13 protein-coding genes and 2 other annotated features are annotated in these 14146 nt (G+C 34.0%); of the genes, 3 read left to right on the forward strand and 10 right to left on the reverse strand.

All coding sequences use genetic code 11. The features are described 5' to 3' along the window. Position 1: 1 nt before the first annotated feature. From ABH960_RS04220 to ABH960_RS04245, 6 genes are all read right to left on the reverse strand, one after another. Entirely contained in the window at positions 2-442 is a 441-nt protein-coding gene (locus ABH960_RS04220) for a GNAT family N-acetyltransferase (RefSeq protein WP_033713296.1), read from the reverse strand. Further along, the gene (locus tag ABH960_RS04225) at positions 439-912 is read right to left on the reverse strand and encodes an SAM-dependent methyltransferase (protein WP_404443025.1); all 474 of its coding nucleotides are present in this window, start codon (positions 910-912) and stop codon (positions 439-441) included. Before ABH960_RS04225 ends, ABH960_RS04220 begins: the two co-directional genes overlap by 4 nt. 86 nt (positions 913-998) lie before the next feature. Further along, positions 999-1697, reverse strand: coding sequence for an aspartate/glutamate racemase family protein (locus ABH960_RS04230; RefSeq protein ID WP_404443028.1), 699 nt, complete (start codon positions 1695-1697; stop codon positions 999-1001). A 148-nt stretch (positions 1698-1845) separates the two neighbouring features. Continuing rightward, complete coding sequence (locus ABH960_RS04235; protein ID WP_404443332.1) at positions 1846-3048, reverse strand: iron-containing alcohol dehydrogenase; 1203 nt, start codon at positions 3046-3048, stop codon at positions 1846-1848. Positions 3049-3135: 87 nt separating this feature from the next. Further along, on the reverse strand, positions 3136-4575 hold the full coding sequence (locus ABH960_RS04240) for a GntP family permease (protein WP_002127185.1): 1440 nt from the start codon (positions 4573-4575) through the stop codon (positions 3136-3138). Positions 4576-4779: 204 nt separating this feature from the next. Continuing rightward, positions 4780-5445 (reverse strand): HAD family hydrolase, encoded by a 666-nt coding sequence (locus tag ABH960_RS04245; RefSeq protein WP_002136064.1) that lies wholly within the window; start codon positions 5443-5445, stop codon positions 4780-4782. Between the two features lie 191 nt (positions 5446-5636). On the opposite strand from ABH960_RS04245, the gene ABH960_RS04250 reads away from it, so the two are divergent. Then, on the forward strand, positions 5637-6434 hold the full coding sequence (locus tag ABH960_RS04250; protein ID WP_002127183.1) for a lipid II flippase family protein: 798 nt from the start codon (positions 5637-5639) through the stop codon (positions 6432-6434). A 24-nt stretch (positions 6435-6458) separates the two neighbouring features. Beyond that, a complete protein-coding gene (locus tag ABH960_RS04255; protein WP_002127181.1) occupies positions 6459-7034 on the forward strand; it encodes a nucleotidyltransferase family protein in 576 nt (191 codons plus the stop codon). A 39-nt stretch (positions 7035-7073) separates the two neighbouring features. On the opposite strand, the gene ABH960_RS04260 is transcribed toward ABH960_RS04255, so the two are convergent. From ABH960_RS04260 to aspS, 3 genes are all read right to left on the reverse strand, one after another. Beyond that, a complete protein-coding gene (locus ABH960_RS04260; protein ID WP_243514758.1) occupies positions 7074-7988 on the reverse strand; it encodes an alpha/beta fold hydrolase in 915 nt (304 codons plus the stop codon). A 37-nt stretch (positions 7989-8025) separates the two neighbouring features. Then, positions 8026-9366 (reverse strand): sodium-dependent transporter, encoded by a 1341-nt coding sequence (locus ABH960_RS04265; protein WP_404443033.1) that lies wholly within the window; start codon positions 9364-9366, stop codon positions 8026-8028. A 116-nt stretch (positions 9367-9482) separates the two neighbouring features. Further along, positions 9483-9731 (reverse strand) — a binding site (T-box leader). Between the two features lie 167 nt (positions 9732-9898). Next, positions 9899-11197 carry an aspartate--tRNA(Asn) ligase gene (aspS, locus tag ABH960_RS04270; protein WP_033733933.1) on the reverse strand — a complete coding sequence of 433 codons (1299 nt, stop codon included), beginning with the start codon at positions 11195-11197 and terminating at the stop codon, positions 9899-9901. Between the two features lie 105 nt (positions 11198-11302). Then, positions 11303-11514 (reverse strand) — a binding site (T-box leader). 252 nt (positions 11515-11766) lie between these two features. Here aspS and ABH960_RS04275 point away from each other — a divergent pair. Next, positions 11767-12246 carry a hypothetical protein gene (locus tag ABH960_RS04275; protein ID WP_113937762.1) on the forward strand — a complete coding sequence of 160 codons (480 nt, stop codon included), beginning with the start codon at positions 11767-11769 and terminating at the stop codon, positions 12244-12246. A gap of 105 nt (positions 12247-12351) precedes the next feature. On the opposite strand, the gene ABH960_RS04280 is transcribed toward ABH960_RS04275, so the two are convergent. Further along, entirely contained in the window at positions 12352-13863 is a 1512-nt protein-coding gene (locus tag ABH960_RS04280) for a M36 family metallopeptidase (protein ID WP_113937761.1), read from the reverse strand. Between the last annotated feature and the right edge of the window lie 283 nt (positions 13864-14146).

The raw sequence follows: 14146 nt of genomic DNA on the forward strand, positions 1-14146 counted from the left end.
TTTAAAATGTTAATTCATAATGGAAATAACGATTATCTCTCAAATAACCATTTTCAGCATATAATCGCTGTGCTGATAAATTATCAATCTCTGTTTGTAATTTTACACCTTTTGCGCCATTTTCTAATGCGAATTTTTTAGCAGCTTCTAATAATTTTTTACCTGTTCCAGATCCGCGCTTCGCCGCTTGTACAAACAGATCATTTAAAATCCATAATTCTTTCATTGAAATGGAAGAAAATGATGGATATAATTGCGTGAATCCAATATATTCACCGTCTTCAACTGCTACGAAAATAACGGATTCCTTTCTCTCGATACGATTTCTTAAAAATACTTTTGCACTTTCTAAATCGGAATCTTGTCGGTAAAACATACGATAGTTATTAAAAACTGATGCTAGTCCATCTAAATCTGCAATTGTTGCCTCATATATTCTCATTTTACTCCATTCCCCTTCCAATACTTTCTCATTATATCCGTTACCCATTTAGGCTGTTGTATTTCTTCTTTCGGCATAAACTCTTTCATTATTGGCTTTATGTCCAATATAGGGGTACCATCAATAGCATCTAACCCCTCAACAATAATTGATTTACCTTCTCTTTTTATCACTTTTACAATTGTTACACCTATGCGATTCGGGCGATTTTTCCCGCGCTGTGCAAAAATACCTACTTTAGGATAATCATTATTATTTCTAGGATGTCTAGCAAAATATTGAATTTGTTCATCCTTTACTTTATGAAAATAAAAAACAACTTCAATATGAGAAAAATCTTCAATCCCTTGTATACTTTCCTCTGTATACAATTCAGTTAAAGTAATACAGGATCTTACTTCTCCCCATTCGTCATCTTTTATTTCCTTTCTTTCATTATGTACAAATGCGATTGGTTGAACTGAAAACATACGCATCCCCCTTAAATGTAACCACTTACATTATAAAGTATTTTCTGAATGTTTTCCACACACACGGACTAGGTTACATAATATAATTATAATCTATTTTGTAAAGCGAAATTAACTGCTTCAACTGCATGTATATGAGTTGTGTCAAATATCGGTATTGATACGTCTTCCTGCTTTATTAATAATCCTATTTCTGTACAACCTAATATGATTCCTTGTGCCCCTTCTTGTACTAGCTCTTCTATAACTCTTTTATAATACTCTCTAGATTGAGGTGTTATCTTTCCTAAACACAATTCTGTATATATTACTTCGTTTATCTTATCTCTATCCTTTTTTGATGGAACCATTACTTTTATATGATTCTCTTCTATGCGTAACTTATAAAAATCTTGCTCCATTGTATATTTAGTTCCAAGCAAACCAACCGTTTGAATATCTTTCCTTTTAATTTCTTTCGCAGTTGCATCAGCAATATGTAACACTGAAATATTAATATTCTCCTTTATTTTCTCAACTACTTTATGCATTGTATTTGTGCAAATAATTATAAAATCTGCTCCTCCCCTCTGTAACGAATACGCCGCATTCCCTAATACTTCTCCTGCTCCATTCCAATCTCCGTTAGACTGGAATCGTTCAATCTCTTCAAAGTCCACACTATTAATCATACATTTTGCTGAATGTAACCCTCCTAATCTCTCTTTTATTTCTTCATTTATGATTCGATAGTATTCAGAAGTTGGTTCCCAACTCATACCACCAATTAAACCTATTGTTTTCATTAAACCAACACCCACCTTATACTGTTTTTTAAAATTAATTATAACGTTTTATTATGTATATTATACATAATAAAACAAGACTTTACATTTATAATATAAAGTCTTGTTTTAACTATTTCCAAGGAAATTATATAAGAATATTCTGAAATTATTTCTCTAATGTTTTTATAGAATCTTTATATTGATAATGAAAACATTCTCGATACAACTGTTTAATTTCATCATATGATGGCACACGTGGATTATTTGCTGGACTCCCACTTTCAATTGCATCTGATGCCATTTTAGAAATAGCTTTTTCAAATTCAACTTCACCAATTCCGTATTCTTTTAAATTTGGAATACGAAGATCGAAACAAAGTTTCTTTATTTCAGCAAGCGTGTAATTCGCTACTTCTTCCTCAGAATATGAGTAGAGATTTTTGTTTAAATTGCGTCCAATCTCGGCTAACCTTTTCACTGCACTTGTTTTTGTGAACTCTAAAACTGTAGGTAATAATATGGCGTTCGATATACCATGCGGTACATGAAATAGTGCACCTACTGGCCTTGACATACCATGAACTAACGTAACTGATGCATTTGAGAATGCAATTCCAGCTTGTAATGAAGCGATCATCATTGCTTCCCTTGCTTCCATATTATCTCCATCTTCATATGCAATACGTAAATATTTCATAATACTTTCAATAGCCGAAAGAGCAAGTACATCTGTAAGTGGTTGTGAAAATTTAGAAATATATGCTTCAATTGCATGGCATAATGCATCTATACCTGTCGCTGCCGTAATATGAGGTGGTACCGAACTTGTTAATATCGGGTCAATAATCGCTACTTGTGGGGTAAAACTCGGATGCTTCATCATCATTTTTACATCTGTTTTTTTATTCGTAATTACTGCTACACTTGTTACTTCTGACCCAGTACCTGAAGTTGTTGGAATTGCAATGAGTGGTAGTGGATCATTTTCTATTTCAACATCTTTTTGGACGTAATATTCAATTGCTCCACCATTAGTATGTAACACCGCTACTGCTTTCGCAGCATCAATACAACTTCCACCACCAATACCGATAATAAAATCACACTTTCCTTCTTTACAAATCGTTAACGCTTCTAATACGTGTAAATTTGTAGGCTCAGCATTCACTTTGTTATATGTAATAACAGTAATACCTTTCTTATTTAGCTGTTTTATGCACCTTTCAACATACCCTAATTTCTCCATAATTGTATCAGTAACTATAAAAGCTCTTTTCCCAAACTTCTTTGATTGTTCCCCCAGCTTTTCAATCGAATTTCTTCCATATAGTACCGACTTCGGCATACGAAACTCAGCAACTTCTTGCAAGTACTCCACCCCTTCTTCCCCTTATTAATGTTTTAGTTTATAAAATATCAACTAAATAAATCTTTACAATTCATATAGTATCTATTATTAATAAATTCCTGTAATAGTATAGAATGCGATAACTAAAAACACAGCAAGCGTTTTCAAAACTGTAATAGCAAATATATCTTTATATGACTGTTTATGTGTTAAACCTGTTACTGTAAGAATAGTAATAATAGCCCCGTTATGTGGTAATGTATCCATTCCTCCTGATGCCATTGATACGATACGGTGCATAACTTCTAATGGAATATCAAATTGATTGGCTGCTGCAATAAATTTATCCCCCATCGCACTTAAAACAATCCCCATTCCTCCTGATGCAGAACCTGTAATACCGGCTAAAATATTCGTCGTTACCGCTCCATTCACTAAAGGATTTGTGAACGTTGCAGAAATGCCGTCTCTCATAATTGCAAAGCCTGGAAGTGCTGCAATGACACCACCAAAACCAAATTCTGCTCCTGTATTCATTGTTGCAAGTAGCGCACCACCAATACTTGTATTCAATCCAGCTTGAAATCCTGTTACTACCCGTTTCCAATATAATAAAAGAGTTGTTAAAATTCCTATTATAAGTGCCAATTCTACAGACCATATTCCAACTACCGCACTCAATTCTACTTTTCCAAATGCTTTCATACCAATTGCTGAAAAGTCAAAACCGTTCGGATACCACTTCGGTATCATAATAGTAAACACTTTATTCATTACACCTACTAAAATAAGTGGTATAAAAGCAATAAGTTGTTGTGCCCTCGTAATTTCTAAACTATTTAACAGCGGTATTTCTTTCTGCTCTAATTCCAAAGATGCTGCCATTTCAGTATTCCCATTGTTAAAACCAAAATACCCTTCACCTGCTGCTTTTGCCTTCTTACGCCTACTCTCTAAATATAATAAACCTAACGTGAGAACAAAAATTGCCCCTACAATACCAAGTATCGGTGCAGCATAAATGTCCGTTTTAAAAAATGTTGTAGGTATTACATTTTGAATTTGTGGTGATCCAGGAAGCGCATCCATTGTAAACGTTACTGCTCCAAGGACAATCGTTCCAGGTATTAAGCGCTTTGGAATATTAGCTTGTCGAAAAAGCTTAGCTGCAAACGGAAATATAGCAAATACCACTACATATACACTAACACCACTATACGTTAAAATAGCACCCATTAAAACAATCGCTAAAATCGTACGTTTTTCTCCAACCAACTCTACAATCGTCTTTGCAATAGAATCAGCAATTCCTGACATTTCTACTACTTTCCCAAAAATTGCTCCAAGTAAAAACACCGGGAAATATAGTTTAATAAACCCTACCATTTTCTCCATAAAAATATTAGAAAAGAAAGGTAATACAAAACTAGGTTCTGTCAAAAATACCGCAAATAATGCAAAAATCGGTGCAAATAAAATAACAGAAAACCCTCTATACGCTACAAACATAAGTAAGCTAAGTGCTAATAATATAATAACTAGCTCCAATTATACCCCTCCTTTAAACTGAAAATTCAATCTTTTATTGATAAACTTCTACTAATCTTTCATTTCTGACATCCCTCCTCTAATTCATACAAATTTTTCATACTAAAATGTCTAATTATACATATTCGATTACATATGAAAAATCCCTTTAAACAAAAACGATTTCATCGTCATACGTTATAAAGGGATTGTTAGTCTCTATTTTTATTTTTTTATTAAACCATTTTCTATACAAAAATGGTGTAGTTCTTCTATATCCTTCGCTATATGAGTCGCACTAACTTCAATCAACTCATTTTCACTACCATAGCCATATAAAACACCAATTGAAGCAATTCCATTATGATTTGCACCTATTATATCGTGCTTTCTATCTCCAATCATGACAACTTCCTCTTTATTAAGTCCTTCATTTTGTTGTAAAATATGAGCAATTATTTCTTCTTTTTTTATTCTCGTTCCATTTAAATTACTTCCAATGATATCTTCAAAATAATTCGTTAGTTGAAAATGCTCTATTACTTGTCTAGCAAAAATAGTAGGCTTTGAAGTAGCTATAAATAAACGATTTCCGGTATCTTTTAATTGTTTTAGGAGATTTGGAATACCCTCGTATACACTATTCTCCAACAACCCACGTTGCTTTAAATACTCCCTGAAATAAAAAACAGCTCGTTCAACTTCTCCTTCATTCATATTATATCTCTCTACGAATGATTGCTGAATAGGAGGACCAATAAATGAATCTAACTCACTTACATGTAATTCTTCAATTCCAACCTTTTCTAACGCGTACAAAACTGAATTTACAATCCCCTTTTTAGGATCCGTTACTGTTCCATCTAAATCAAATAAAAATGTTGTATACATATTTAATCCCCCACTCATCCTACTTTACATGTAATACTGAAGGTTTTTTACTACTCTACCTCTACTATACTATCATTATTTATTTTTCGAAAAATTACTTTTTCTATGTTACATAGTTTCAGTTACAAAATACGGATAGATATGATAAAGTAAAAAAGTTACAATTAATTCAATAGAAACTGGTGAAACAAATGTCAATTACATTAATTTTTATAATGGCTTTCACAATTGTCATCCACGCAGTCGAAACTAGTTCTTATAGTATTCGATTAGCTGGTGTTCGTTTAAAAAAGATTGTCGTTGCCTTATCTGTCGTAGGAATGGTATTACTTATTTCAAGAACGTCAAATTTACTACAAGCCTTTTTAATTGGCGGGATTGTCGATGACGCAAAACGAGATGTTTCTATTAATTTAGAGTATACTATACGACTTGTACTATTATCAGCTTCCATCGGTACATTACTTGCGATTATTCTTTATCCAACTTTGACAAAACTATTTGGATATGTCATTCAAAACTTTGAAACAGATGGTTCTTTCATTCGAATGATGAAAACAAATAACATTCAAAAATTAAAGTACACAAAAAAATATGTGCGCTTTCCAAGATTTGAAATGATTCATAGATTGCGTATCGGTGGTATCCCAAAGCGTATTATGCTTATTAACATGTTTGCTACTGCAATTTATACAGCAGGTGTTCTTTCTGCCCTTTATGCTTCTTTTCTAAATCCAGATTACGCAACAAATGCAAGTACAGCTTCTGGCCTTGTGAATGGTTTTGCTACAATTTTATTAACAGTGTTACTCGATCCACGTATAGCACTTTTGACAGAACGTGCTTTACAATCAGAAAATGGCGCTGAATCTATGAGTAAAATGTATGGTTGGCTAATGATTTCTAGACTTCTCGGCACCTTATTAGCACAACTTTTATTTGTACCAGGTGCTCACTGGATTTTATGGATTATTGAGCTGATGCATTAATCTACTAGGAAGGTGTATTTATCAATGAATATAAAAACAGAGCAAGATTTAATTCACTTAATAGAAAACGACGAATGGATGATGAATGTATTACAATTGGCAAAATCACTAGAGCTACCTGATTGGTGGATTTGCGCTGGGTTTGTCCGTTCTAAAATTTGGGATACTTTACATAACTACGAAGTAAGAACGGCTACGCCAGATGTCGATGTCATTTATTATGATCCATTACATAAAGATGAGGCGTACGAACAATCATTAAAACAGAAGCTGGCGAATATGGATGCCTCTATCCCTTGGTCAGTAAAAAATCAAACTCGCATGCATGTAGTGAATGGAATGCCACCATACTCTTCTTCTGTTGATGCTATTTCTAAATTTCCTGAAACAGCAACCGCTTTAGGAGTTACGCTTGACGAGCAAAACAATGTCATATTAACAGCTCCATGTGGAATTGAAGATGTACTTTCATTACAAGTGAAACCTACACTTCATTTTCTTGAAACGAAAGAACGAATACATATGTACAACAAAAGAGTTAATCAAAAGAAATGGCAAAGTAAATGGCCTAATATTACAATCACTTATCCAGAAATTTAAAATAGAGCGCTTCGCATTATACGAAGCGCTCTTTCTTTTTTAGTTCAAAAAATGAATGACTGTTTCAGCAAATCGATCAGCTTCCTCATAATGTGGTGTATGGCCACTCTCTTCGAATATGATATGCTTCCCATTTCGAGCATCTTTATTAAATGTTTCAATTTGTTTTTCACACGTTACTACATCATATTTTCCTACAATTAATAACATTGGATTTTCTACATCTTTTATTTTTGATAATAATGACGTATGAAATGCTCTTTCTGCTTTTAATCTATCAAAATGGATTTCGGAACGCTTTGAAAATTCTTCCCACTCTTCATCACTATATAAACTATAGTCAGTTTTAAACTCCTTATTTTCATAAATCTCCATTCTTTTTTCTTCTAATTCATCGCTTAATCTTATGTAGGTTTCTAGCAACTCCTCTGAACTAGTATTGCTAGATGAATAAGCGAGGCACTCTTCTGCTACTTCTTCTTTTCCATACTTTGTTAATAATGTTCCTGTCCTTTGTAATAGAGCCCTACTTGTTAATGCAAAATCGAAAGTCGGACCTTCAAATATTATTTTCTCTATTGAATTTGGATACGCCCTTGCATATAACAATGCTACATATCCACCGAAAGAGTGCCCGATTACAGACCATTTCTCAATTTGTAGTAGTTTTCTTATTTCCTCACAGTCTTCAACTAAATCATTTAATCCAAAAGATTCTTCCTCAGTAATTCCTTCTGATCGACAAACTCCTCTTTGATCTATCATAATTACATATAAGGAATCTTTTAATCGTTCCGCTTGATGAAATGAAAAATCATAACAGCTTTCACCTGGGCCACCGTGTAAAAATAATACTGGTTTATTTTTAGGACTTCCATGTGTTTCAACGTATAGCTTTTTCCCTCTAATGTTCATATATTTCCCAACTTCAATCAAATTTGTTTTTATTATCATCACCTTCTTTTTTTACTGAATATTATAACATTTAAACTTAAATAATCCCTATTACATTTAAAAATACGATAACTATCGCAAGTGGTGCTACAAATCGAAGTAAAAATGCCCAGATAGTAAATACTATCTTTCCATAATTTCCACCTACAAAAAATTCAGCTTCTAGCACTTTCTTTTCCATCTTGAATGATACGAAAATACTAATGAATAGCGCTCCAAGCGGCATTAATATATTACTAGATAAGAAGTCTACTGCATCAAAAATATTCTTCCCAAAAATCGTAATATCACTCCATACTCCAAATGATAAGGCCGATGGTATACCTACTAGGAAAATGCAGAAACCGATGATCCATGAAAGTTTAGCTCTTCTTTCTTGTTCACCATTTGCTAATGCTGAAACAACCGTCTCTAGTAGAGAAAATGCCGAGGTTAATGTGGCAAATGTAAATAGCGCAAGAAATACAGTTAAGAACAATCCTCCGAATGGAATTTGGCTAAATACAGATGGCAATACAATAAATAGTAAGCCTGGCCCTTCTGTCGGCTCCATGCCTAACGAAAATACTGCTGGAAAAATGGCAAGACCTGCAAATAAAGAGACGAATAAATTCAATCCAACAATTGTTATTGCTGATTTTGGTAAACTTTCTTTTTTATTTAAATACGAGCTATACGTAACCATAATCGAAATCCCTATACTAATCGCAAAGAATGATTGGCCCATTGCGAATAAAATACTTTCTGAAGTAATCTTCGAGAAATCTGGTTGTAAGAAAAACTTCACGCCTTGCATCGCATTATCCAGTGTTAATGAACGAATAATAAGAGCGACAAATAAAACGAACAATGCTGGTAGCATATATTTACTTGCTTTTTCAATTCCATTTTGTACACCTTTTGATACAACCCATATCGTAATGAACATAAATGCAAAATGACCGATAATGGCCCAAGTCGGATTTCCAATTGTCTCTGTGAATAATGCACTATAATTTTGTCCCGGAGTAATAAGCTGTCCTGTTACTCCCCTGAAAAAATATATTAAAACCCAGCCACCTACAACACTATAAAATGATAGCAATATAAAACAAGTTCCAACGCCAAGACGGCCAATCCAGTGCCATCCTGTATTTGGTGCGATACTTTTAAATGCTCCAACTGCTTGTTTCTGTGTACTGCGTCCAATCATAAATTCAGCTATAAGTAGCGGTAGTCCAATTAATACAGTAAATAATATAAAGATTAAAAAGAATGCCCCTCCCCCGCTCTTTCCAGCGATATAAGGAAACTTCCATATTGCGCCAAGTCCAATTGCTGATCCTGCTGCTGCCATTATAAAACCTAATTTCGAAGTCCATTGCTCCGTCTGTTTCATCCTATTTTCCTCCTGTTAAAATCATTTTATATTAATAAATAAATATTATTGATCAATCTGAATAAAACCTCCATTTCTTTTTCTATAAAATAAAAAAATGGCCCAACGTCTCTATATAAAGAGACGCTAAGCCATTTACTTAACGCGGTACCACCCTTATTGATTCCATTATGAATCCACCTTAGTAGTAATCGTTTGATTACAAACCTAATATCGAAGGTTAACCGTTAAGATTTACTAAGAATGTGATTCCGTTCCACCTTACTGCTCCTAGGCGAGTTCAGGATGTCATTTGACTATGTCGCACCAACCCATAGCTCTCTGCACAAATACATGACCTTACTACTCCTATTCAACACATTTTAATATTTAGAATATATTTTCTTTTGAAATTAATATGAAGTATATCGGTTATATTTATAACTGTCAAGGGATATATTTTTTTTTGTCGAAAAGGATTTTTATAAACTTTCAATGTAAAAATGAAAGAACAGTAAAAAAGCATCTTCGCGATAATCGCGAAGATGCTTTTTTATGGTATAAGACGTGTACAATCTCTCGGAAAAGCACTCGCCTCTCGGACATTTGTTAACTCTAAAAGTTTATATACAACCCTTTCTAATCCTATCCCAAAACCACCATGTGGTGGACAACCGTATCGGAATGTATTTAAATAAGATTGAAATTTCTCTGGATGTAATCCTTTTTCTTTAAAAGAAGCAAGTAACATGTCATAGTTATGAATTCGCTGTGCACCTGATGTAATTTCTAATCCTTTATATAATAAATCGAATGAATCAGTAATAGTTGGATTTTCTTTATTCGGTATCGTATACATCGGTCGCGCTTCTTTCGGATAATGTGTAATGAATACAAATTCACTATTATATGTTTCTTTCACATATTTACCTAGTAACTTTTCACCTTCTGTATCTAAATCCCCTTCAGGAGATTCTTTCCGATACTTCATTTTCAAAATTTCTTGCGCTTCGGCCAATGTGATTTTGGGAATTTCTGTAATGACAGGTACTTCTATTTGTAGTAGTTGTAATTCTTTTTCACAGTTTTTTGCTACTTGTTGAAACATATATCGTAAAACATCCGTTTCTAATTGCATCACTTCATGAAAATCATGAATAAATCCAAGTTCTACGTCTAACGATATATATTCATTTAAATGTCGTGACGAGTTATGATGTTCAGCCCGGTACACAGGAGCAATTTCAAAAACACGTTCGAGTCCTCCCGCTACCATCATTTGTTTATAAAACTGTGGTGATTGAGCTAAATACGCTTCTTTTTGGAAATATGGAAGCTTAAAAACATTCGCTCCTCCTTCTGCCCCTTGCGAGACAATTTTCGGAGTAAATATACGTGTGAAATCGTTCTCTATTAGGAATTCACTAAAACTTTGAACGAGTGTAGATTTCACTTTAAAAACCGCCGCGATTCGCTCATGCCTTAATGATAATACCCGCTCATTCAACAGTTGATCTAAGCCAACTTGTAGCTTCTTTTTATTTATCTCAAATGGAAGTGGCTCTGCACCATTTAATACTTTCACTTCACGCGCAAGTACTTCAACACCTAATTCTGTTTTCGGTGTCTCTACTATTTCTCCAATTATTTGGACCACACTTTCAACATCAACTTTGTATCCGGCTAACTCGTTTTCTAATACACATTGAATAACTCCCGTTCGGTCCCTTAATAATAAAAAACTAACATTCCCTAGATGACGAATCTTTTTTACCCATCCTTGTAGTAATACAACCTTCCCGCCATGTTCCGTACATTCTCGTGTGAGTGAACGCTTCATTATTTGATCCATTACATTTCCCTCCAATAGTTTTATTTTTATTTACATTATTGTTGTCATCGTCATCATCCACGGTCACTCACCTCCTTTCAAAGAATACAAAAATCCGCCCCTATAAATAGGGACGGATTTTTCCGCGGTACCACCCAAATTGTCATAATGACCATCTTAGCCCTGATAACGGTAGGTACCGTTTGCTTTTACTAATTATCACGTTCAAAGCAACACTCACAGGTGTCTTTCCATCATGCGGTATCGCAATCTTCCCAGCAATCGATTGCTCTCTGTAGACCCTTGCATCATGTACTTTTCCTAATCATCACTTTTTTTATTTACAGAGTATTCTATCTTTTTATTTTATAAAACGCAAGCCCTTTTAGAAAAATATTACGATTTCTCACTAAACAGGCCCCTTCTAAAGATATGTAACATGAACATTGAACTCTATACAATTATCATTTGACAGCTTAGAAATATTTTATCCTTATCAAATTCTTTCAATCGAATTTTTTTCCATTTTATTACATAAAAAACGAGTTTCCCACGCATATTATTATTAAAGTTTTATCGGAGGTGTACATATGAAAAAAACAATTAGTTTCTTTCTCCTACTATTATGCTTAGTTGTAGTTAATGAAGCATATGCCTATTCACCAAAATCTTTACCAATCTCTCAAAATTCTGATCAATGGCAAGTAAATATTGATGAAGTAAAAAGAACGAGTGAAAAATTGTTACAACCCAAAAAAGGTGTATTTCAAACATATCATTTCTCTGTAAAAAATCTTGGAAAAAGTGAAGTGTATAATGTACAAGTTGAAGTTTTTCGGAATGAACCAAATACGAAAACAAAATATGAACTCTTTTCCCTAAAAGAAAGTCGTCTAGCGGGCGGAAAAACTGGATTTGAACACGCTAATTTTCCAGTTTCTACAAAATCGGATAAGGTTGACGTGATCATTACGTGGCAAGAACATCCTTTCCGCTCTATGAGAAACGGTCAAAAAGTTGAATCTAGAAAATTTAAAGAGCATTTTGTTTTTAAAGAAGCAGTAAAGTGAACTTATCGGTATATGTACATTATTACCGCTACCAATAAATTTTCTAGTACCAGTTCTTAAGCAAATTAAAAACGTCGTGGCTTATAAATGCCACGACGTTTTTAATTAATTCGTACTAATTCCTCTCGCTGCCCAAATACGATCGATTTCAGCAGCATGTTGCCCGCCGTATAAAAGAGCATCTGCTTGCTTAATCGCTTTCGCTCCATCACGGAATTTCGCATTTGGCGTTAATGACCAATGTGATTGTAAAATAATTTTTGTTGCTACATCACGCCCAAAAGATTGCGCCATTTCGTATTGACCTTGAGCCCAAATTTCCCCATCATTATGCACTTCATTCGTTATATCTTTCGGGTATACTTTATTCGTATCTAATCGGCGTAAGCACGTCGGATCTGAACTAGAATAAGCAGTCGCATCCCATTCTCCAATACATGCTTTCCCGTATCCTGTTGTCGATACTGCATCTTCATAAGTAGCACCTAAGAAGTCTCCAAATCCTTCTCCCATCGCTCCACCTTCTGGTGAACTTCCGAATCCTGGCACTTGATTATCTTGAATAGAATGACCATATTCATGCGCAATAATGCCAGCATCTTCTGCATCATCTACTCCGCCAGTACCGAAAGTTAAAGCTTTCGTTGATGGAGAATAGAATGAATTATCGTCAGTTGTACCATTTACATTCACTTTAATCGAACGTTTATTAATATTTTGAAAACCTAATCCTTGAATGTAACGCTGTAATGTATCAATATGATAATATGACATAACATCTTCAAAACTATCATTTGCACGTGTATAGTTAAATTGTAAGTTTGTAGATTTCGTCTTCGCTTTTGAAGAAATCGTAACATACTCACCAATTAAAAATCCTGTACCATCTAAACCTTTTAACGTAACAGTTTTCAATTGATTCGTTAATGCTGTTGAATCTGCATCATTATTATCTTTTAACCCTGCTAAACTTCCACTAGATACGACAGGGTTAGGTAAAAATACTTTTCCTGTTCCTTCTGCTTTTCGGTTTATATCAACTTTTTTAATTAACTTTCCATTTTCCGCATCAATGAATGTTTCCCATGCACCGAATGGATTATTAGAATGGACTACCACTTTATATACAGGAATAGCGACTCCCTCTTCAACAATATATCCGAATTCTTTTTCCGTAGGAGCCCATAAGTTTTGCTCACTTTCTCCTCCAACATACGCCATCGATTTTTGTTCTGCATCTTTTTCACTAATTTTTTTCGTAACTTCCTTCACACCTGTAACAGGCTGATAATCTGAAATCGCAAGTAATCCTTTTCCCTCTCCGTTAAGAGTAACTGTAATTTGTTTTGAAAATACAGGCGCACCATTGACCACTTGTTGGAATCTAACATATGAAGCTACTGACGTTTCTGTTGTAGAGATATATTGCAAGTCTGAAAGGTCTGCCTTCAATCCATATTCCGTAGCATGTCCCTTTAAATATTCAATTGCTTTTTTCTGTGGTGAATAAGCTTCTAACTTTACTTGCTGTTGTTTTTCCAGTGCTGAAACAGTAGAAATTGTCCCCATTACTAATGGCACAGTCATTGCCATTGCCACCATTTTTTTGTTTAACATAGAACCACTCCCCCTAATAAATTGAAAACTTTACCCCATTCCTATAAGGCTATTCCTGTCCACAAGTAACGAAATAAAGTGAATCTACGAGTAATTCTATACAAACAATTCTATTACCTTTACATTTTGGGTAAGTGAAATTTTCTCAATATTTATGTGTGAAACGAGAAAAATACTGTAGAAATATATTTCTTTTGTAAATTTCTTTACCTTATGCTTTTTAAAGTAATGTGTAAAAAAATAAGTTATTTTTTACCTAACGGTAGGTTGAAAATAATATTAA

The organism is Bacillus sp. RC252 (genome assembly GCF_044909215.1).
Classification (GTDB): domain Bacteria; phylum Bacillota; class Bacilli; order Bacillales; family Bacillaceae_G; genus Bacillus_A; species Bacillus_A mycoides.